We start from the raw sequence: 20,833 nt of genomic DNA, 5'->3' as shown, positions 1-20,833 counted from the left end.
CCAGCATGTCTTTCAATATCGGTTTGAGCGGCATCAAGGCCGCGTCCAGTGACCTCAACATCACCGGCAATAACATCGCCAACGCCAGCACCGTCGGCTTCAAGCAGTCCCGGGCGGAGTTCCAGGACCTCTATGCCGCCTCGGTCCTGGGTACCGGCAAGAATGCCCAGGGCAGCGGCGTGCTGCTGGGCAACGTCGGCCAGCTGTTCAACCAGGGCACCATCGATTCCACGCAGAACGCGCTGGACATGGGCATTAACGGTAACGGTTTTTTCGTCACCAGCAACAATGGCGCCATCCAGTACACCCGTGCCGGTTACTTCGGGACCGACAAGCAAGGCTTCATCGTCGACAACAACGGCTACAAGCTGCAGGGCTACACCACCAACGACCAGGGTCTGCTGCAGCCGGGCGTGCGTAGCGACCTGCGCATCGAGACGGCTAGCCAGGCCCCTAAGGCATCCAGCTCGATCAAGCAGACGGTCAACCTGAACTCGACCCAGACGACGCCGACCACCACCCCGTTCAATCCGTCCGATCCGACCAGCTACAACTCCTCGACCTCGGTGAACATCTACGACAGCCAGGGCAACGCCCACGTCCTGTCGCAGTATTTCGTCAAGGGCGCGAACAACTCCTGGACCATGAACGTGCTGATCGACGGCCGCAATCCGGGCGATCCCACCAAGGAAGACGCGACCACCAAGGTTGCTACGCCCTACACCGTGACCTTGCCGTTCACCAGCAGCGGCGCGCTCGATGGCGGCAAGGTGGCCTCGACCGATCTCAAGCAGGTCAATAACGCCACCACCAACACCTTCGAGGGCGTGCTCAAGCTGGACAACTGGGTCCCGGCCATCTCCAACGGCGGTACCCCGGCGACCTGGGCCTCCAATGGCGCTGTCGCCAACCCGGCCGGCATAACCTTGGACATGCGCGGCTCGACCCAATACAGCAGTGCCTTCGCCGTGACCAGCGTCAACCAGGACGGCTACACCACGGGCCAGCTGTCCGGTCTGGAAATCGACGATACCGGCCAGATCTTCGCGCGTTACACCAATGGTCAGTCCAAGGTGCAGGGTCAGGTCGTGCTGGCCAACTTCGCCAACGTCCAGGGCCTGACCCCCATGGGCAAGACCTCCTGGACCGAGTCGTCGGAATCGGGTCAGCCAGTAGTCGGCACACCGCGCTCCGGCACCCTGGGTGCCTTGCAGTCCGGTGCTCTGGAGGCGTCCAACGTGGACATCTCCACCGAGCTGGTCGACATGATCGTGGCGCAGCGCAACTACCAGGCCAACGCCAAGACCATCGAGACCGAGAACGCCATTACCCAGACCATCATCAACCTGCGTTGATGTCGTTTCTCTGACGGCTTGCCGCTTCGGCGTCAGGAAAAGCCTCCCTCGGGGGGCTTTTCTATTTTCAGGCTACTGATTTTAAAAGGTTTTCAGTTTCTGGAACGGCGCTTGCTAAAGAACCTCCGAACGCAAGCTTGGCGGCAATCTGCCGCCGTCGGAGGATCAGATGGACAAGCTGCTGTACGTCGCCATGACCGGCGCCAGCCAGAACGAGATGGCCCAGCGCGCCCACGCCAACAACCTGGCCAACGTCTCGACTTCGGGATTCCGCAAGGATCTCGAACAGGCGCGCTCGATGCAGGTGTTCGGCGAGACCATGCCGTCGCGCGTCTACTCCATGAGTGAGCGGCCGGCGACTGACTTCACCCCTGGCGCGCTGCAGGAGACGGGCCGTGACCTGGACGTGGCCATCCAGGGGCCGGGCTTCGTCGCGGTCCAGGATCCCTCCGGCAAGGAGGCCTATGTGCGCACCTCCAGCCTGCAGATCGACCCCCTTGGCATGCTGCGGACCGGCAGCGGTTTGCCGGTGCTCGGCAATGGCGGTCCCATTGCCGTGCCGCCTGCTTCCAAAGTGGAAATCGGTCAGGACGGCAGCATCACCGTGCGCGGCTCCGGCCAGGCGGCCAATGCCCTGGCCCAGGTCGACCGCATCAAGCTGGTCAATCCCGACACCAAGCAGATGGAAAAGGGGCTCGACGGCCTGCTGCACATGAAGCAGGGCCAGGCAGCGCCGCCCATGGATGCCAACGTCTCCCTGGTCTCCGGCTTCGTCGAGTCGAGCAACGTCAATGCGGCGGAGGAAATGACCTCGATCCTGTCGCTGTCCCGCCAGTTCGAGCTGCAGGTAAAGATGATGCGCAGCGCGGAAGACAACGACGCGGCGATGGCAAAGGTTTTGCAATTCTCCTGATAACGGCTAGCGCCGACGTAAAACCGGCACTTCGAGGAATACCAGCATGATGTCGTCACTGTGGGTCGCCAAGACCGGTCTGTCCGCCCAGGACATGAACCTCACCACCATCTCCAACAACCTGGCCAACGTGTCCACCACGGGCTTCAAGCGCGATCGCGCCGAATTCCAGGACCTGCTGTACCAGATCCGCCGCCAGCCCGGTGCCCAGTCCACCCAGGACAACCAGCTCCCCTCCGGCCTGCAGCTGGGTACCGGTGTGCGCATCGTCGGCACCCAGAAGAACTTCACCGAGGGTTCGCTGCAGACCACCGACCAGCCGCTGGACATGGCTGTCAACGGCGATGGCTTCTTCCAGGTGACCATGCCCGACGGGACCATCAACTACACCCGTGACGGCACCTTTCACCTCAATGCCGATGGCCAGCTGGTCACCGCCAATGGCTTCGCACTACAGCCTGCCATCGTGCTGCCTGCCGACACCAAGACCTTTACCGTCGGCGAAGACGGCACCGTGTCGGTCACCACCGCCGGTCAGGCCGCGCCCCAGGTCATCGGCAACCTGCAGATCGCCCAGTTCGTCAACCCGGGCGGCCTCCAGGCCGTGGGCCAGAACCTGTTCAGCGAGACCGCGTCCAGCGGCGCGCCTCAGGTCGGTACCCCGGGCTTGAACGGCCTTGGCACCGTGCTGCAGAGCACCCTGGAAAACTCCAACGTGAGCACGGTCGAGGAGCTGGTGAACATGATCACCACCCAGCGCGCCTACGAGATGAACTCCAAGGTCATTTCCACCGCCGATCAGATGCTCGGCTTCGTTACCCAGCAGCTCTAATCCCCTGTGAGGACGCGCTCCATGAAACCTCTATTCGCCGTCGCCCCGCTCCTGGGAGCGCTCGTACTCGCAGGATGCGTAGCCCCGGCCGCCAAGCCGGACGATCCCTACTACGCCCCGGTGCTGCCGCGTACCCCGGTGCCAGCCGCACAGAACAACGGCGCCATCTTCCAGTCGGGGTTCGAGCAGAATCTCTATACCGACCGCAAGGCTTTCCGCATCGGCGACATCATCACCATCACCCTGCAGGAGCGGACCCAGGCCAGCAAGAACGCCAGTTCCGACATCGCCAAGAACACCAAGGCGACTCTGGGGCTGACCTCGCTGTTCGGCGCCAAGCCCTCGATTCCCAATCCGCTGGCCGATGGCGACTTGAGTCTGGACGCCGGTTTCTCCGGTAACCGCTCCAACACCGGCAAGTCCACGGCGGCCCAAGGCAACAGTCTGTCCGGCTCGCTGACCGTGACCATCGCCGAAGTGCTGCCCAATGGCATCCTGGTAGTACGTGGCGAGAAGTGGTTGACCCTCAACACCGGCAACGAACTCATGCGCATCCAGGGCATGGTCCGCGCCGATGACATCGCCACCGACAACACCGTGTCCTCTACCCGCGTAGCCGATGCACGTATCACCTATTCGGGTACCGGCGCCTTCGCCGATGCCAGTCAGCCGGGCTGGCTGAGCCAGCTCTTCGGCAGCCCCTTGATGCCCTTCTGAGGATGAGCGCCATGTTCAAGAGCCTCATCGTCGCTGCCGCTCTGGTCCTGGTCATGCCCCTGGCCCAGGCGGATCGTCTGAAGGACATCGCCAGCATCCAAGGCGTGCGGACCAACCAGCTGATCGGCTACGGCCTGGTGGTGGGTCTGCCCGGTACCGGCGACCAGACCACCCAAACGCCCTTCACCGTGCAGACCTTCAACAACATGCTGGCCCAGTTCGGCATCAAGGTGCCACCGGGCACCACGGCGCAGCTGAAGAACGTCGCGGCGGTATCCATCCATGCTGATCTGCCGGCCTTCGCCAAACCCGGTCAGACCATCGATATCACGGTGTCTTCCATCGGCAACTCCAAGAGCCTGAGAGGCGGCAGCCTGCTGCTCTCGCCGCTCAAGGGTATCGATGGTCAGATCTACGCCATCGCCCAAGGCAACCTTGTGGTCGGGGGTTTTGACGCCGAAGGTCGTGACGGTTCGAAGATCACCGTCAACGTTCCGTCGTCCGGGCGTATTCCCAATGGGGCCACTGTCGAGCGACCGGTGCCGAGTGGCTTCGACCAGGGCAACAGCATCACGCTGGACCTGAATCGCAGCGACTTCACCACCGCCAAACGCATCGTCGACAAGATCAACGAGACACTTGGCGCGGGTGTTGCATCAGCTGTTGATGCCGGATCGATTCGCGTCACGGCGCCGGTGGATCCCAGCCAGCGCGTCGACTACATCTCGATCCTGGAGAACATGGAGGTCGATCCGGGGCAGGCGGTGGCCAAGGTCATCGTCAACTCCCGCACCGGGACCATCGTCATCGGCCAGAACGTCAAGGTCTCGCCGGCGGCGGTGACCCAGGGCAGCCTGACCGTGACCATCAGCGAGGACCCTCAGGTAAGCCAGCCCAATCCCTTGTCGGGTGGGCAGACGGTGGTGACGCCCCAGTCGACCGTCAAGGCCAAGCAGGAGGCGAAGCCGATGTTCAAGTTCGGTCCGGGCACCACGTTGGACGAAATCGTGAGAGCGGTGAATCAGGTGGGCGCGGCGCCCAGCGACCTGGTGGCCATTCTCGAAGCGTTGAAACAGGCCGGCGCCTTGCAGGCCGATCTGATCGTAATTTAAGGAGAACGGGCGATGGAATCTCGTCTGGGTGGCAACTACGGCAACGTCAAGGATTCGGGGGCCTTTACCGACCTGAATCGGTTGGCCCAGATGAAGGGTAAGGATCGCGACAGCGCGGAAAACGTCAAGAAGGTCGCGGGCGAATTCGAGTCGTTGTTCCTGAACCAGATGCTCAAGTCCATGCGCAGCGCCAACCAGGCGCTGGCGGACAAGGACAGCCCCTTTTCCAGTGAGACCACTAAGCAGTATCAGGACATGTACGACCAGCAGTTGGCCGTCTCCCTGTCCCGGGATGGCGGCGGTATCGGCCTGGCCAATGTCCTGGAGCGTCAGCTGAGCAAGACCGCCCAGCCGTCGACCCGCCCCAATCCCTTCGCTCAGGTTGGCCAGGCGGCGCCCACTGAAGGGCAACTGGCCGCCGGTCGCAACGCCAAGCTCAACGACGTGGCGAGCCATGGCCTCAAGCCGGCGAATGCCGTCGCCGCCGGGCGCGACGATTCCAGCGCGCTCAATTCGCGCCGGCTTGCCTTGCCCGGGCGACTGGCCGAGCGTACCGCCGCCAACATTTCCGGCGCGGCGGAGCAGGGCGCTGCCCTCAAGCAGAGCTTCCAGGAGGTCGCGGCCGCCCAGAGCGCCTGGCGCCGGCAGGCTACGCCGCCAACCGGCAAGCCGGCCGCTTCGACCGAGGCCGTCGCCAGCGTGGACAGCACCGCCGCTACCGGCAAGACCCGTTTCCGTACCCGTCAGGAGTTCGTCGACACCATGATGCCCATGGCCGAGGCCGCGGCAAAGCGCCTGGGCGTGGATCCCAAGTACCTGGTCGCCCAGGCGGCGCTGGAAACTGGTTGGGGCAAGCACATGGTCAAGCAGGCCGATGGCAGCAACAGCAACAACCTGTTCGGCATCAAGTCCCACGGCTGGGATGGCGGCAGCGCTCCCGCGGTGACCCAGGAGTTCGTCAACGGCAAGGCGGTGACCGAGACCGCGAAGTTTCGCACCTACGATTCCTTCGCCGACAGCTTCCACGACTACGTGAACTTCCTGCAGAGCAATGATCGCTACGACAAGGCGCTGTCCACCAACGGCAATTCCGAGCGCTTCATGCAGGGGTTGCAGCAGGCCGGTTATGCCACCGATCCGCAATACGCACGCAAGGTGATCCAGATCGCCCGCAACATGAACACCTATCAGACGGTTGCCTCCCTGGGCACCAGTCCGTCCCGCGGTTGAGGTGAGCCATGGCTGATCTACTTTCCATTGGTCTGTCGGGCCTGAGATCCACGCAAAACGCTCTGACCACCACCGGCCACAACATCGCCAACGTCAACACGCCTGGCTATTCGCGGCAGGAGACCATCCAGCAGACCAACATCGCCCAGTACAACGGCTCGGGTTATGTCGGTTCCGGCTCCCAGACGGTGGATGTGCGTCGCCTCGCCAGTGATTTCCTCACCAGCCAGGTACGCTCGGCCAACAGCCAGAACAGCGAACTGCAGACCTTCAAGAGCCAGATCTCCCAGCTCGACGGCCTGCTGTCCGACAGCACGACGGGTATCACCCCGGCCATGCAGAAGTTCTTCGCCACCCTGCAGACCGCTGCCCAGGATCCTTCGTCGATTCCGGCGCGGGAGGCCGTGCTCGCCCAGGCCCAGGGCATGGCCAAGTCGTTCAACACCCTGTACGACCAGGTCGACAAGCAGAACGGCCAGATCAACGATCAGCTGTCGGCGCTGACCAATCAGGTCAATGCCCTGGCCAAGAGCGTCGGCAGTCTCAACGACGCCATCGCCCGTTCCAAGGCTGCCGGCGGCGCGCCTAACGATCTCATCGACTCCCGTGAGCAGGCGATCAAGCAACTGTCGGGTATGGTCGGTCTGCAGGTGGTGGAACAGGACGACGGCGCGCTGAACCTGTTCGTCGGCACCGGCCAGCCGCTGGTGGTGGGCAATACCGTATCCAGCATGACGGCCAAGCCGGGTACCGACGATCCCTCACGCTTCCAGATCGTCCTGACCTCGGGCTCGACCGAGCAGAACGTCACCAGCCAGCTTAGCGGCGGCGAGATGGGCGGTCTGCTGTCCTATCGCGACACGGCGCTGGACCATGCCTACAACAGCCTGGGACAGTTGTCGCTGACGCTGGCGGACACCGTCAACCGGCAACTGGGGCAGGGCCTGGACCTGTCCGGCAATGCCGGCTCCGCGCTGTTCGGCAATATCAACGACACTCAGAGCATCGGTCTGCGGGTCATGGGTCGGTCCACCAACACTGGCTCGGCCAACGCGACCCTAAGCATCACCGATACCAGCAAGCTCTCGCCGAGCGACTACCGCCTCGATTACAACGGCACCGGCTTCACGGCGCGCCGTGCCAGTGACAACGCGGCGCTCACGGTCAACAAGAGCGGTAGCGATCCGGTCACCCTGACCCTGACCGATGCCAACGGCAACGATCAGGGCTTCAAGGTGCAATTCAGTGCCGCCGAGCTCGCCAAGGCCCAGGCGGGCGATGTGTTCAGCCTGCAGCCCACCCGTCGCGGCGCTTCCCAGCTCAAGGTGGATCTGGCCCAGGCCGACCAGCTGGGCTTCGCCGGCACGGCCAAGGCGGGGGCTACCACCAATAACCGCGGTACCGGTGCCATTACCCAGCCGGCGCTGACCACTTCAGTCTCGCCGGTCAATACCGCCGACTTCGGGCGGCTGTTCGGGGCCGATGGCCTGAAGCTGAGCTTCAACAGCACTACCAACCAGTTGGATGGCACTCTGCCGAGCGGCGCAACGCTCAGCTACTTGTCACCCACGGCCGGCGTGCTCACCAGCGGCCAGACCAATACGCTCCGTCTGCAGTACACCGACCCGACCACCAACAACAGCTACACCTACGACTTCAACCTCAGCGGCGTGCCGCAATCCGGCGACAGCTTCACCCTGAGCACCAACAAGGGCGCCGTTTCGGACAACCGTAACGCCCTGAACCTGGTGGCTTTGCAGACCAAACCCACCATGGGGGGCTATGGCAACACCGGCACCACCTACAACAACGCCTACGGCGGCCTGGTGGAGCGGGTCGGTACCCTGACCGCCCAGGTGCGGGTGGATTCGGCCGCCAGCGAAACCGTGCTCAAGCAGTCCCAGGACAATCGTGACTCCCTGTCGGCCGTCAACCTCGATGAGGAAGCCGCCAAACTCGTCCAGTTCCAGCAGTACTACGGTGCCTCGGCGCAGGTCATCAAGATCGCCCAGTCGCTGTTCGACACCCTGCTCGGCGCCTTCAGATAAGGAAACCGGCCATGCGCATTTCTACCGCTCAGGCGTTCAACAACGGTATCAGTGGCCTGCAGAATAACTACGGCAACGTGACCCGTACCCAGGAAGAGATCAGCACCGGCAAGAAGATCCTCACGCCCGCGGACGATCCGGTGGCGTCGATCAAGCTGTTGCAGATCAGCCAGGAGGAGGCGCTCAACAGCCAGTACAACACCGGCATGACCGCCGCCAAGAACAGCCTCAACACCGGGGAAGCCATGCTCACCTCGGTGGAAACAGTGCTGACGCGCATCCGCGAGATCGCCGTCCAGGCCGGCAACGGTGCCCTGGATCCAACCGATCGCGCATCCCTGGCCAAGGAAGTCGGTCAGCGCGAAGACGAGCTGATGAACCTGATGAACAGCAAGGATGCCAGCGGCAAATACCTGTTCTCCGGCTCCATGGGCGACACCCAGCCCTATGTACGCAATGCTGACGGCACCTACAGCTACAATGGCGACGAAGGCCAGCGCAGCGTGCAGATCGCCAGTTCCACCTTCGTGCCCATCAGCGACAGCGGCAAGGACGCCTTCGAAAACAACTTCAACGCCAATCGCGTCGCGACCACGCCGGTGCCTGGCAATACCGGGACCGGGCGGATCTCGCTCGGACTGGTGGATGACAAAAAGGCCTACGACGAGACCTTTCCCGCCAGCAATCCGCCGGCCGCGACCGATGGCGTCGGTATCCATTTCCTCGATGACAAGAAATACGTCGTCTACGACCTCTCCAAGGCGCCTACCGCTGCCGAATGGGCGGCCTACGACCCGGCCAATCCGCCGGTTGGCCAGCTCAAGGCGGACAGCCTGAACAGCACCCAGGAAGCCAGCAAGTTCATCAGCTATGGCGGGGTGAAGGTGCAGATGGACGGCGCTCCGGCGGCCGGTGACGAGTTCAAGATCACCCGCGATACCGCCAACGAAAAGCGCAGCCTGCTCAACGTGGTATCCGACTTGCGCAAGGCCCTGGAGAGCGGCGATGGCAGCACCGAGGGCGTGTACAAGATGCGCGACAGTGCTGCAGTAGCCCTGAGCAACCTCGATACGGCCTATACCCAGGTCGATGGTATCCGCGGCAAGGTCGGTGCGCGCCTCAACGTCATCGACTCCACCAGCGACTTCATCGCCGACGTCAGCCTGGTCAACAAGTCGGTGCAGTCGGATCTTCAAGATCTGGACTATGCTGAAGCCCTGTCACGCTACGCGCTGCAGAACACGGTGCTGCAGGCGACGCAGCAGAGTTTCGTGAAGGTGTCGCAGTTGAGTCTGTTCAATTATCTGTAAGGTCACTGGCCCGATAGAATCGGGATTGGCCGATTTTTTGCTGCTACTCTTCCGATAGGCCAGATGCGCCGGTTTTCCGCCGCCTTGGCCGCTTGACTCATCGCGAAGGGATAGCAACATGTTTGATGGCCTGTCGATCTTCATCTCGGGTGGTACCGGCTCCTTCGGCCGCGCCTTCGTCAAGCGGTTGCTGAGCGACTACCAGCCTAAGCGGGTGGTGGTGTTCTCCCGCGACGAACTCAAGCAGTACGAAATGAGCCAGGAGTTCGACGCGCCCTGCATGCGTTATTTCCTCGGCGACGTGCGCGACGAGCAGCGCCTGCAGCAGGCCATGCGCGGCATCGATCTGGTGGTGCATGCCGCCGCGCTCAAACAGGTGCCGGCGGCCGAGTACAATCCCACCGAATGCATCCGCACCAACGTCAATGGTGCGGAAAACATCATCGCCGCGGCGCTGCAGAACGGCGTGAAGAAGGTCATCGCCCTGTCCACCGACAAGGCGGCCAGTCCGATCAATCTCTATGGCGCCACCAAGCTGCTGTCGGACAAGCTGTTCGTTGCCGCCAACAACATCGCCGGCAGTCGCGACACCTCCTTCGCCGTGGTGCGCTACGGCAACGTGGTCGGCTCCCGCGGCTCGGTGCTGCCACTGTTTCGCAAGCTGATCGCCAAGGGCGCCGAGGATCTGCCGATCACCGATGCGCGCATGACGCGCTTCTGGATCACCCTCGACGAGGGTGTGGATTTCGTCATGCGCAGCTTCGAGCGCATGCAGGGCGGCGAGTTGTTCGTGCCCAAGATTCCCTCGGCGCGCATCGTCGATCTGGCCACCGCCCTGGCGCCGGACCTGCCACAGCGCCAGGTCGGTATCCGTCCGGGTGAAAAGCTGCACGAGATGATGATCTCCCGGGATGACAGCCCCCATACCCTGGAATTCGCGCGCCACTATGTCATCGCGCCGGCGATGAGTTTCAACCAGCCCTGCGATTACTCCCTTGATGGCCTGGGCGAGCAGGGCCGGCCGGTCGAACCGGGTTTCGAATACCTGTCCGACAGCAACCCCGATTATCTGGACGTCGCGGCGCTCCGACAGCTGGTCGAGCGCTGCCCATGAGCGGCATTCCCTATGGTCGGCAATCCATCAGCGAAGCGGACATCGCCGCGGTCACCGCTGTGCTGCGCTCCGACTGGCTGACCCAGGGGCCGATGATCGAGCGCTTCGAACAGGCGGTGGCGGGACGCTGCGAAGCAGCGCATGGCGTGGCCGTGTGCAATGCCACGGCGGCGCTGCATCTCGCCTGCCTGGCACTGGACCTGGGGCCAGGCGATCTGCTCTGGACCTCGCCCAATACCTTTGTGGCCAGCGCCAACTGTGCGCGCTATTGCGGCGCCGACGTCGACTTCGTCGACATCGATCCCATCACCCTCAATCTCAGCGTCCCGGCGCTGGCTGCCAAGCTGGAAGGCGCCGAGCGGGCAGGGCGCCTGCCGAAGATCCTGGTTCCAGTGGCCTTCGCCGGCCAGAGCTGCGACATGGCCGCGATCCAGGTCCTGGCACGGCGCTACGGCTTCAAGGTGATCGAAGACGCCTCTCACGCCATAGGCGCGCGTTATGCCGGCCAGCCCGTGGGCTCCGGTGCCCAGGCCGACATCACCGTGTTCAGCTTCCACCCGGTAAAGATCGTCACCACCGGCGAAGGCGGGCTGCTCACCACCAAGGATGCCGCGTTGGCAGAACGCCTGCGGCGACTGCGCAGCCACGGCATCACCCGCGACCCGGGGCTGCTGCAGGACCAGGCACAGGGTGGCTGGTACTACGAGCAGCTGGAGCTGGGTTTCAACTATCGCATGACCGATATCCAGGCCGCTCTGGGGCTCTCGCAACTGGAGCGCCTGGTGCCCTTCATCACGCGCCGGCGCGCGCTGGTCCAGCGCTATCGCGAGCTGTTGGCAGAAGTGCCGGTCGGCCTCATCGGCGACCAGGCCGGAGCCGAGTCGGCCTGGCACCTCTTTCCTATCCGGGTGGATGGGGGCCAGCGCGCTCACGTCTTCGCCGGGATGAGAGCCGCCGGTATCGGCGTCAATCTGCACTACATTCCCGTGCATCTGCAGCCCTATTACCGCGCCCTGGGTTTCGCGCCCGGTGATTTTCCAGAGGCCGAGCGTTACTACGCCCAGGCCCTGAGCCTGCCGCTGTACGCCGACCTGAGCGAGGCGCAGCAGGATAGGGTGGTTCAAACGCTGGCCACCCTGTTGAACTAGAGGAGAGAGTAATGCGAGAGATGACCGCCCAGGAGCGCTTCTGGCAGGGTGAATTCGGTGACGCCTATGTCGATCGCAACGCCGGCGCTGCGGCCGTGGCCAGCAGCCTGGCCTTCTTCGGCCGCGCCCTGGCCCGTGCCGGCACCCTGGATAGCGTCCTCGAGCTGGGCAGCAACCGTGGCCTCAATCTGCAAGCCTTGCGGGCCCTGTTGCCCCATGCCCAGCTGCAGGGTGTGGAGCTCAATGGCAAGGCCTGTACCCTGGCGCGGGCACTGGAAGTAGCCGAGATCTGGGAGGGTTCGCTGTTCGACTATTCCGTGACCGCGGCTTTCGACCTGGCCTTCACCAAGGGGGTGCTGATCCATTTGCCACCGGATCTGCTGCCGGCCGCTTACGACAAGCTGTACCAGGCCAGCAAGCGCTTCATCCTGGTTGCCGAGTACTACAATCCGACGCCGGTGGAGGTGAGCTATCGCGGCCACGCCGAGCGGCTGTTCAAGCGCGACTTCGCCGGTGAGCTGCTCGACCGCCATGCCGACCTGCGGCTGCTGGACTATGGCTTCGCCTATCACCGCGATCCGCTGTTCCCGGCCGATGACATCTCCTGGTTCCTGCTGGAGAAGCAGGCGTGACCGCCATCGCCATCATTCCGGCCCGCGGTGGCAGCAAGCGCATCCCCCGCAAGAACATCAAGACATTCCATGGGCGGCCCATGATCGCTTACTCCATCCGGGCCGCTCTGGACAGCGGACTGTTCGCCCGGGTGATCGTCAGCACCGACGATGCCGAAATCGCCGAGGTGGCGCGAGCGTATGGCGCCGAAGTACCCTTCATGCGTCCCGCCACCTTGGCCGATGACCATACCGGTACCGTCGAGGTGATCCAGCATGCGGTGGGTTTTCTATGCGAGCAGGGCGAGGTCTTTACCTACGCCTGTTGCCTCTATGCCACCGCGCCCTTCGTGACCCCGGCCGATCTGGCACGGGGTCTGAACATGCTCGAAGGCCATCCGGAAAAGGCTTATGCCTTCACCGTGACCGACTTCGCCTCGCCGGTGCAGCGGGCCCTGCGCCTGCGTGCGGATGGTGGTGTCGAATCCCTCTATCCACAATTCTATGAAACCCGTTCCCAGGATCTGGAACCCGCCTTCCACGATGCCGGCCAGTTCTATTGGGGGCGCACTGAAGCCTGGGAGCAGGGCGCGCCCCTGCATGCGCCGCACTCGTTGCCGGTACGCCTGCCGCGCCATCGGGTGCAGGACATCGATACGCTCGATGATTGGCAGCGAGCTGAGCTGCTGTATGAGGCTCTGCTGACCGACGTGGAACGCTCATGCACATCCTGATCAGATGCGATGCCTCGCTGTCGCTTGGCTCAGGCCATGTGATGCGCTGTCTCACCCTGGCCGACGCTCTGGCTGCGGTGGGTTGCAAGGTACATTTCGCCTGTCGCTCCGGCCCGGGGGACCTGCTGGCGCTGGTCGCCAGCCGCGGTTATGAAGCTCATGCGCTATCGGTCCCGGACCGACGCAGCGACTTTGAAGCAGCGTTGCCCTGGCAGGAAGATATCGAGGCACTCTGGAAGGCATTACCAGCGGAGCTGGATTTTGCCTGGTGCGTGGTGGATCACTATGGGCTCGGTCACGAATGGGAGACCGCCGTACGTCTGCGAGCTCGGCGAGTCATGGCCATTGATGACCTGGATACTCGTCGCCATGCCGTCGATCTGTTTCTGGACCAGAATCTCTCGGCGCAAATGCGGACTATTGCCTTGCCGGAAGTGGCACATGTTCTGGCGGGGCCTCGTTTCGCCCTCTTGCGACCGGCCTTCGCCAATCCACGTCCGGAGTGCCAGGGCCCGATCAAGCGTGTCTTGGTCAGCTTTGGTGGTGTGGATGCGGCCGGGGAGACCCTCAAGGTTCTGACTGCCCTTGCCGACCTGTCCGAGCTTCAGGTGGATGTCGTCGCCGGGCCAGCCAATCCCCATTGGATCGAACTTGTCGAACGCTGCAGGGGACGTCCGACCTGGCGGCTCTGGCAGCATGTTGAAGACTTCGCTGGCCTGCTACGGAAAGCTGATCTGAGCATAGGTGCCGGCGGCGGCACGGCTTGGGAGCGGGCCTGCCTGGGTATTCCCAGTCTCTGCGTCTCTCTGGCGCCAAATCAACGCGCCAATGCCGAGGCCCTGGCGGTTGCCGGGGCCCATCTGTACCTAGGCGATGCAGCGCAGGTCAGTGGCGCGGCCTATCGTGCGGCCGTGCAGACGCTACAGGCGAGTCCAGGCCTCCGACAGAGCCTAGCGGCACGAGGCAGGACGCTGGTGGATGGCCGGGGCGCCACCCGTGTAGCGACGGCGCTGTTGGGTATGGAGTTGCATCTGCGTCCGGCGACGTTCGAGGATACACGGTTGCTTTTTCGTGGCCGCAACGCCGAGCGGGTGCGACAGGCCTCCGTCAATACCGATCCTATCGGCTGGGAGCAGCATCAGGACTGGCTGCGACAGGTGCTGGCCCAGCCTGAGCGGCGGTTGCTGCTGATTGCCGAGACGCTCGATGGGCCTGTTGGCGTACTGCGCTACGACCGTCAACGGGGGCAGGGGGCCGAGGTCTCTATCTACCTACTGCCCGAACGCCTTGGTCAGGGTTGGGGAGAGCACCTGCTGCGGTGCGGCGAGCAGGCTGTTCAGCGTCATTGGACCGATCTGGAATCCATAGAGGCACAGGTGCGTCCAGGCAACCTAGCCTCTCTTCAGCTTTTCCAGCGCGCAGGTTTCCTGCTGCGTGATCATCAACTTCAGCTTTCTCTGCCGAGAATCTCATCATGACTGCCTTGCGTATTGGTAACCGGCCGGTAGGGCGCGACGCCCCGCCTTTCGTCATAGCCGAAATGAGCGGTAACCATAACCAGTCCCTGGACCGGGCACTGGCTCTGGTGGACGCCGCAGCCGACGCGGGGGCCCATGCCCTTAAGCTGCAGACCTATACACCCGATACCATGACCCTGGATCTGGACGAGGGCGAATTCCATATCGGTGATCCGGCCAGCCTTTGGGCCGGGACCTCGCTCTATCGGCTCTACGGTGAAGCCCATACGCCCTGGGAATGGCACGAGCCCATCTTCCGGCGCGCCCGCGAGCGTGGCCTTGAGGTGTTCTCGACACCCTTCGATGCGTCCTCTGTGGACTTCCTCGAGTCCCTTGGCGTCCCGGCCTACAAGATCGCCAGCTTCGAGAACGTCGATCTGCCGCTGATTCGGCGCGTCGCCGCAACCGGCAAGCCGCTGATCATCTCCACTGGCATGGCCAGCCTCGCCGAGCTGCAGGAATGTGTGGAGGCCGCCCGTTCGGCCGGGTGTCGTGACCTGATCCTGCTTAAATGCACCAGCACCTATCCCGCCAGTCCGGCCAATACTCACCTTCGTACCATTCCGCACATGCGCGAGTTGTTCGGCTGCGAGATCGGACTCAGCGATCACACGCCAGGCGTAGGAGCGGCAGTAGCCGCCGTAGCGCTAGGCGCGAGCGTGGTCGAGAAACACTTCACCCTGTCCCGGGCGGAAGGCGGCGTGGATGCGAGTTTTTCGCTGGAGCCTGACGAGCTCAAGGCCCTTGTGGCGGAGACCGAGCGTGCCTGGCAGGCATTGGGGCAAGTGCACTACGGACCTACGCCCGACGAACGCAAGTCGTTGGTTTTCCGCCGCTCGCTCTATGTGGTACGCGACATGGCAGCCGGCGAGTCCTTCAGCGAGGCCAATGTCCGCGCCATCCGTCCTGGCCTGGGCCTGGCGCCCAAGCATCTGGAGCGGGTCCTGAATAGCGTCGCTCAAGGACCGCTCAAGCGGGGCCAGGCCCTGGACTGGCATCACCTCCAAGAGCGCGATCAGTAGTGCCTGTGTTTACGCCAGGACCTGCTGGTGACGTCCATTCTGTGAAGGTTCGCAGTGATCTGGCGCTATACCGGCGTCGGCCTGGCTGAGGCTGAAACCTTTTTTTTTGGGAGACGGTGTCAACCATGACCCTCCAACACGTACCCAGCCAGCCACTCCAGGACTGGACCACGACCGACCTTCCACTTTCCGACGGTCCCTGGCTATTTGGTAATGCGGGTATCGATCGGCTGCGGCAACAGGTGGAAGATGCCTTCGCCCGGCGCTATCTGCATCCCGGTAGCGAACCCTGGCGGCTGAGCGCCGAGCAGTTATCCATACCCACAACCCATAACCTGCAAGCCTATGCCGCGCTGCCGGTCGATGTGGCGGCCGAGCAGCGCTGGCGTGAGTATGCCGCGGCCCTGGAGGAGGGCGGTCGACTGGTCCTGGATGTCCGTCCTGCAGAGCACTGGCAGAGTTTCGGACGGCGACTGGCAGCTAAGGATCCGCGAACGCCGTACTGCAGTGTCAGCGAACTGATCAGCCAGTTGAGCGCGCAGGGCCTTGCGGTCATTGCCGTCGAACCCTATGCCGGGCTCTGGGACAACGCCTGGCTCTATCGCGGTGTGAATCACAGACACAAGTGGCGCCGTCTACTGTCCTGGCTCGCCAGCGATGAGCCACTGTTGGCCTGGGCGTTGCGTCTGGAGCAGGAGGTCTTCGCCATGCTGGCACCGCGGGCCAGCGGGCGCTGCCTGATCGCTGCGGAAAAATGCGCCGTGCCGGTAGATCCCGGCGCGGTATTGCAGCAGCTAGCCCAGCGCGACCAAACCTTGCGCGATCCCTTGGGCCTGGTGCCAGGTACACAGGTGCTGGCAGCGAGTCAGGCCGAAGTCACCGCCTCTCTTCGTGCCCAGCAGGTGTTGCTCATGCTCGGTGAGGTATTGCAGCGGCATTATCCGCAGCTGGACTGGCTGGCCCTGCTACCTACGCCAGCGGTGCGACAATTGCAGGAGTGGCAGGCCGCCGAAGCGATCGATCAGCAGGCCATGATGATCCTGGAGGCCTGGGCACATGGCTCTGGCGAGCAGGAGGAGCTGTTGCGTGGCCTCGACTATTCCCTGATGACGCCGCTGTTGCGGCAGTATCTTCCGGCACGGAGAACGCCCTCGTGAAAGCCCCGGCCATCGTCGCCTTCCTCTGGGACAATCAACTGCCGGTGCTGCGGGAGTTCTTCCGCCGGCACGGTCCCTTGACCCTGATCACCCTGTCTCCCTATGTCTCCCAGGGGCTGCTGGACGTATTGGACGAAGCGGGTAGCAAGGTCTTCGTGCTGGATCAGGAACTGGACGATGCGGGCGTTTTCGCCGTTGAGCGCGACACCCATCACTGGCATACCCGCCTGCAGCTCTGGTTCGACCAGGGCCCCCCGGCGCGCTTGCACAACGAAGACTGGTCCGCGCTGCGCACCCTGATCGATGCCCGCCTGCAAGCCGAGTTGCCCACTGTGGTGACGCTGCTGGAAAGCCTTGCCCGCGTGCAACGCGACTACCGACTGAGCCTGATACTGGGCAGCGAAGACGTGATGCTCATCGCCAAGGTGACCATGCTCTGGGCGCGCACCCAGGAAATTCCCTCCCTGCACCTGTCCCATGCCCTGGCCCTGAACGATCCCTACACGGTGCATGGGCGACAGGTCGCCGACATCACCGCCGTCTATGGCCAGCGTGGTTTGGAGGGCTATCTGGATTATGGGGTGCCGCCGGAGCGCCTAAGGGTCACTGGCAACCCGGCCTGGGATGGCATTCCCGAACGATGTGTCGCCCGAGCGGAGCATGCGCAGGCCCTGCGCGCCAAGCACGGTCTGCGCGCCGAGGAACCCATTGTGGTGTTCGGCACCACCTGGGCTAGCGGTCATAGCGCCCATGGTGATCAGGCCATCTTCGAAAGGACCGTGGCGGCCTTCATTGAGGCCTGCGAGACGTTGTTCAGTGCGGGACTGACCTTCAATCCGGTGATCAAGGATCGGCCACCTAACTTCCAGTTCGGCGAGACGCGGGTAGGGGAGCTGTTACGCGAACGCAAGGCCGATCCAGGCCGCTATTTCTATCTGATCGAGGATGGTCCGCTGTGGCCGGTGGTCGCCGATGTGCTGATCGCCGTGGATTCCAATTACTGCGTGGAAGCCCTGCTGTGCGGTACTGCCGCCATCAATCTGCGGCATCCCGGCAATATGCCCTTCGGACCCTGTTACGCAGCCGAGGCTGGTATCGCCGACGTCGTTGCAGCGGAATTGCCCGAGGCACTGGGCCACTTGCTGCGCGATCCGGCCGCCCGGGCACGCCAGGTCGCCGCCAGCGCGCTCCATGCTCCCTACTACAACGTCGCTCAAGAGGGCGATGCCGCTCGACGCGTGGCGCAACTGATGGGCGAGATGGCCGTCGGTTTGGTCCCCCGGCTGCTGGCCTGGCTGGATGCCCGGCTACCCATCACGGCGGAGCGCGAGGTGTTGAATGGCCCGCTGACCAAGCTGGGTCGCGGCCGGCAGCTGTTGGGTATCCTGATTCTCGATGATGACCAGGACGATGCTGCGGTACAGCGGACCTTGAGCAGCCTGCAGCAGGCCCTGGGTGCGGCCTGGACACCGGTGGTTATTAGTACCGCGTCCCCGCCCGCTACCCTGGAGGCCGGTATGGAATGGCTATCGGTAGGGGCAGGGGAGATCATGATGGCCGCTGCGGCCCGGATGTTGGAACAGGGCCCGACCCGCTGCGACTGGTGGCTGACCGTCATGGCCGGCAGCGAATTCACCCGTAGCGGTCCGCTGCTGTTCACGTCGACGCTGGCGCGTCTGCAACTGCAGGATCCCGAAGGTGCATTCAGCCATGCCTGTTTCGCCGATGAACTACAGCGCTCGGCCGAAGGTGCCATCGGCGCCTGCTTCCGCCCCGATTTCAACCTGGACCTACTGCTGAGCTTTCCGGCGCTGTTCGGACGCCACTGGGCGGTACGCCAGCAGAGTCTGCTGGCGATTGGTGGTCTGGAACCGGCTTATGGGATAGCCGCGCCGCTGGACCTGGTGTTGCGTTTGATCCAGCGCCATGCCGGTGCCGGTATCGAGCATCTGCCTGAGGTCCTGCTGGTCGCGGATGCCCCCGCCTTGACCGTGGAACCGGGGGAACAGGTCGCGCTGGAGCAACACCTCCAAGCGCGTGGCTATCCGGCCGCCCGGGTCGAGGCCTTCCTGCCGCGGCGCTATCACATCGTTTATGGCCACCAGGCGACACCGAGCGTGTCGGTCATCATCCCGGTGCAGGATGAGTTGGAATACGTCCAGCGCTGCCTGGACAGTCTGCTGGAGCAGACACGCTACCCCCATTTCGAGGTCCTGCTGGTCGACTGCAGTAGCCGCCACGCGGCGACCTGCCGCTGGCTGGATGACCTGGAAGCCTTGGATGCAGAACAGGTCAAGGTCTGGCGCTTTGACGGTGAGCCAAATCGCTCGGCGCTGGTCAACGCCGTGGCCCAGGCCAGTTCAGCCGATTTCCTGCTGCTGCTCGAACCCACCTGTGTGGTCGTGCAGGCGGATTGGCTGGAAATCCTGCTCGATCAGGGGCAGCGGCCGGAAGTCGGCGCCGTCGGGCCACGGATCTGCGACGCCCAGGGACAAATTCTCGAAGCAGGCATGTTGCTGGGCCTGGACGATGCGGCTAGTGCCGCTTTCGCCGGAGAAGACCTGCAGGCTCCGGGGTATCTGAGCCGGCTGCAGCTGGTCCAGGATTACAGCGCCCTCGGCGCGACCTGCCTGTTGCTCAGGCGCGAACTGGTCCTGGCGCTGGATGGCTGGGATGGGGAGCGCTTTCCACTGGCCTATGGCCAGGTGGATTTCTGTTTGCGGCTGCGTCAGGCCGGTTATCTCAACGTCTGGACCCCTCAGGTGACCGTCGTTCAGGATGGTCTGGACGCTGCCGCCGTCGATCGACAGCGCGCAGTCGAGCGCGAAGCGCTGCAGGAGCGCTGGCTATCTGTGCTGGCGCGTGATCCGGCCTATAACCCTCAACTGTCCCTGGCTGGCAGCGGCTTCACCTTCGAATACGGCACCCGACGCCTGCAGCAGGCCGTTCTGCCGCAGATTCTGGTCTGTCCCGCTGACGAAGCAGGCTGCGGCCATTACCGGGTACGACAGCCGCTGATGGCGTTGCGCGATGCCGGCCGGGTGGAAGGGCTGATCTGCGCCCAGCATCCGACCCCCCTGGAATTGGAGCGCTTCTCGGTCGATGCCCTGGTCCTGCAGCGGCAGATCACCGATGACCAGCGGGACAGCCTGCGCCGCTTGCACAAGCTGTCGCGCACCTTCACGGTGTTCGAACTGGACGACTATCTGCCCAACCTGCCGCTCAAGAGCGTGCACCGCGCTTCGATACCCAAGGACATCCTCAAGGCGCTGCGTCAGGCTGTGGCGACCTGCGATCGCCTGGTGGTCTCCACGCCAGCGCTGGGCGTTGCCCTGACGGGTATGAATGCCGATATACGCGTCGTACCGAACTTCCTGCCTCCACGTTGGTGGGCGGGGCGGCAACCCCAGCGTAGACAGGGACGCAAGCCGCGAGTGGGCTGGGCGGGGGGCAGCAGCCATACCGGCGATCTGGAGTTGGTGGTGGATGTTATCCAGGCGCTTGCTGATGAGGTGGAGTGGGTCTTCTTCGGCATGTGCCCTGACCGGCTCAGGCCTTATGTGCACGAGTTCCATCCGGGGGTCTTCATTGATGACTACCCGGCCAAATTGGCCAGCCTGAATCTTGATCTGGCCATCGCCCCACTTGAAGACAACCTGTTCAACCGCTGCAAGACCAATCTGCGGCTGCTCGAATACGGGGCCTGCGGTTTCCCGGTGGTGTGCTCGGATATAGAGCCCTATCAGGGCGACCTGCCGGTCATCCGGGTACGCAACCGATTCAAGGACTGGTGCGATGCCATCCGTGGTCAGCTGGCCGATCTGGATGCTACCGCGGGGCAGGGCGATCTGCTGCGTGAGCAGGTACTCGGGCGTTGGATGCTTGACGGGTCGAATCTGGATGTTTGGCAGTCCGCGTGGCTCCCCGGTTGAACGCCGCGATGAAAAGTGCGCTTCGCCATTAAATAAAACGGCTCTCCCGTCGATAACCTGGATGTCACTCTCCGGCGTTTG

At 63.6% G+C, this 20,833-nt stretch carries 16 protein-coding genes; all 16 read left to right on the top strand.

Annotation, left to right across the window (positions count from 1 at the left end; genetic code table 11):
• Positions 1-5: 5 nt before the first annotated feature.
• The 16 genes from flgE (at position 6) to FEZ61_RS24700 (ending at position 20,752) form a co-directional block, all read left to right on the top strand.
• The gene (gene flgE, locus FEZ61_RS15195; RefSeq protein WP_017642011.1) at positions 6-1,355 is read left to right on the top strand and encodes a flagellar hook protein FlgE; all 1,350 of its coding nucleotides are present in this window, start codon (positions 6-8) and stop codon (positions 1,353-1,355) included.
• 169 nt (positions 1,356-1,524) lie between these two features.
• Positions 1,525-2,268, top strand: a complete 744-nt coding sequence (locus FEZ61_RS15190) for a flagellar basal body rod protein FlgF (protein WP_017642012.1) — start codon at positions 1,525-1,527, stop codon at positions 2,266-2,268.
• Positions 2,269-2,314: 46 nt separating this feature from the next.
• A complete protein-coding gene (gene flgG / locus FEZ61_RS15185) occupies positions 2,315-3,100 on the top strand; it encodes a flagellar basal-body rod protein FlgG (RefSeq protein WP_017642013.1) in 786 nt (261 codons plus the stop codon).
• Between the two features lie 21 nt (positions 3,101-3,121).
• Complete coding sequence (gene flgH, locus FEZ61_RS15180; protein ID WP_017642014.1) at positions 3,122-3,817, top strand: flagellar basal body L-ring protein FlgH; 696 nt, start codon at positions 3,122-3,124, stop codon at positions 3,815-3,817.
• Positions 3,818-3,828: 11 nt separating this feature from the next.
• A complete protein-coding gene (locus tag FEZ61_RS15175; RefSeq protein WP_173149311.1) occupies positions 3,829-4,929 on the top strand; it encodes a flagellar basal body P-ring protein FlgI in 1,101 nt (366 codons plus the stop codon).
• Positions 4,930-4,941: 12 nt separating this feature from the next.
• Positions 4,942-6,159 carry a flagellar assembly peptidoglycan hydrolase FlgJ gene (gene flgJ, locus FEZ61_RS15170; RefSeq protein ID WP_173149309.1) on the top strand — a complete coding sequence of 406 codons (1,218 nt, stop codon included), beginning with the start codon at positions 4,942-4,944 and terminating at the stop codon, positions 6,157-6,159.
• 8 nt (positions 6,160-6,167) lie between these two features.
• Positions 6,168-8,207 (top strand): flagellar hook-associated protein FlgK, encoded by a 2,040-nt coding sequence (gene flgK / locus FEZ61_RS15165; RefSeq protein WP_173149307.1) that lies wholly within the window; start codon positions 6,168-6,170, stop codon positions 8,205-8,207.
• 11 nt (positions 8,208-8,218) lie between these two features.
• On the top strand, positions 8,219-9,517 hold the full coding sequence (gene flgL / locus FEZ61_RS15160) for a flagellar hook-associated protein FlgL (protein WP_173149305.1): 1,299 nt from the start codon (positions 8,219-8,221) through the stop codon (positions 9,515-9,517).
• 118 nt (positions 9,518-9,635) lie between these two features.
• A complete protein-coding gene (pseB, locus tag FEZ61_RS15155; RefSeq protein WP_133862450.1) occupies positions 9,636-10,631 on the top strand; it encodes a UDP-N-acetylglucosamine 4,6-dehydratase (inverting) in 996 nt (331 codons plus the stop codon).
• Entirely contained in the window at positions 10,628-11,779 is a 1,152-nt protein-coding gene (gene pseC, locus FEZ61_RS15150) for a UDP-4-amino-4,6-dideoxy-N-acetyl-beta-L-altrosamine transaminase (RefSeq protein ID WP_173149303.1), read from the top strand. The genes pseB and pseC overlap by 4 nt, the downstream gene beginning before the upstream one ends.
• An 11-nt stretch (positions 11,780-11,790) precedes the next feature.
• Positions 11,791-12,411, top strand: a complete 621-nt coding sequence (locus FEZ61_RS15145) for a pseudaminic acid biosynthesis-associated methylase (protein WP_173149301.1) — start codon at positions 11,791-11,793, stop codon at positions 12,409-12,411.
• Complete coding sequence (pseF, locus tag FEZ61_RS15140) at positions 12,408-13,124, top strand: pseudaminic acid cytidylyltransferase (protein ID WP_173149299.1); 717 nt, start codon at positions 12,408-12,410, stop codon at positions 13,122-13,124. Before FEZ61_RS15145 ends, pseF begins: the two co-directional genes overlap by 4 nt.
• Positions 13,112-14,602 (top strand): UDP-2,4-diacetamido-2,4,6-trideoxy-beta-L-altropyranose hydrolase, encoded by a 1,491-nt coding sequence (pseG, locus tag FEZ61_RS15135; RefSeq protein ID WP_173149297.1) that lies wholly within the window; start codon positions 13,112-13,114, stop codon positions 14,600-14,602. Before pseF ends, pseG begins: the two co-directional genes overlap by 13 nt.
• Positions 14,599-15,663, top strand: coding sequence for a pseudaminic acid synthase (gene pseI, locus FEZ61_RS15130; RefSeq protein WP_173149295.1), 1,065 nt, complete (start codon positions 14,599-14,601; stop codon positions 15,661-15,663). Before pseG ends, pseI begins: the two co-directional genes overlap by 4 nt.
• 125 nt (positions 15,664-15,788) lie before the next feature.
• Entirely contained in the window at positions 15,789-16,820 is a 1,032-nt protein-coding gene (locus FEZ61_RS15125) for a hypothetical protein (protein WP_173149293.1), read from the top strand.
• Positions 16,817-20,752 carry a glycosyltransferase gene (locus FEZ61_RS24700; protein WP_173149291.1) on the top strand — a complete coding sequence of 1,312 codons (3,936 nt, stop codon included), beginning with the start codon at positions 16,817-16,819 and terminating at the stop codon, positions 20,750-20,752. Before FEZ61_RS15125 ends, FEZ61_RS24700 begins: the two co-directional genes overlap by 4 nt.
• Positions 20,753-20,833: the final 81 nt, after the last annotated feature.

It is taken from the genome of Pseudomonas sp. MS15a(2019) (assembly GCF_013277805.1).
GTDB classification, from domain to species: domain Bacteria; phylum Pseudomonadota; class Gammaproteobacteria; order Pseudomonadales; family Pseudomonadaceae; genus Chryseomonas; species Chryseomonas benzopyrenica.
The sequence above is the reverse complement of the archived record's forward strand: the minus strand, read 5'-3'. Positions and strand labels throughout refer to the sequence as shown.

Bases quoted from the DNA above. Each gene is read 5' to 3' on its own strand.
- flgK (WP_173149307.1), top strand. From the start codon at position 6,168: ATGGCTGATCTACTTTCCATTGGTCTGTCGGGCCTGAGATCCACGCAA.
- FEZ61_RS15190 (WP_017642012.1), top strand. From the start codon at position 1,525: ATGGACAAGCTGCTGTACGTCGCCATGACCGGCGCCAGCCAGAACGAG.
- pseG (WP_173149297.1), top strand. From the start codon at position 13,112: ATGCACATCCTGATCAGATGCGATGCCTCGCTGTCGCTTGGCTCAGGC.
- pseI (WP_173149295.1), top strand. From the start codon at position 14,599: ATGACTGCCTTGCGTATTGGTAACCGGCCGGTAGGGCGCGACGCCCCG.
- flgJ (WP_173149309.1), top strand. From the start codon at position 4,942: ATGGAATCTCGTCTGGGTGGCAACTACGGCAACGTCAAGGATTCGGGG.
- flgE (WP_017642011.1), top strand. From the start codon at position 6: ATGTCTTTCAATATCGGTTTGAGCGGCATCAAGGCCGCGTCCAGTGAC.
- flgG (WP_017642013.1), top strand. From the start codon at position 2,315: ATGATGTCGTCACTGTGGGTCGCCAAGACCGGTCTGTCCGCCCAGGAC.
- FEZ61_RS15145 (WP_173149301.1), top strand. From the start codon at position 11,791: ATGCGAGAGATGACCGCCCAGGAGCGCTTCTGGCAGGGTGAATTCGGT.
- pseB (WP_133862450.1), top strand. From the start codon at position 9,636: ATGTTTGATGGCCTGTCGATCTTCATCTCGGGTGGTACCGGCTCCTTC.
- pseC (WP_173149303.1), top strand. From the start codon at position 10,628: ATGAGCGGCATTCCCTATGGTCGGCAATCCATCAGCGAAGCGGACATC.
- flgH (WP_017642014.1), top strand. From the start codon at position 3,122: ATGAAACCTCTATTCGCCGTCGCCCCGCTCCTGGGAGCGCTCGTACTC.
- FEZ61_RS15125 (WP_173149293.1), top strand. From the start codon at position 15,789: ATGACCCTCCAACACGTACCCAGCCAGCCACTCCAGGACTGGACCACG.
- flgL (WP_173149305.1), top strand. From the start codon at position 8,219: ATGCGCATTTCTACCGCTCAGGCGTTCAACAACGGTATCAGTGGCCTG.
- FEZ61_RS15175 (WP_173149311.1), top strand. From the start codon at position 3,829: ATGTTCAAGAGCCTCATCGTCGCTGCCGCTCTGGTCCTGGTCATGCCC.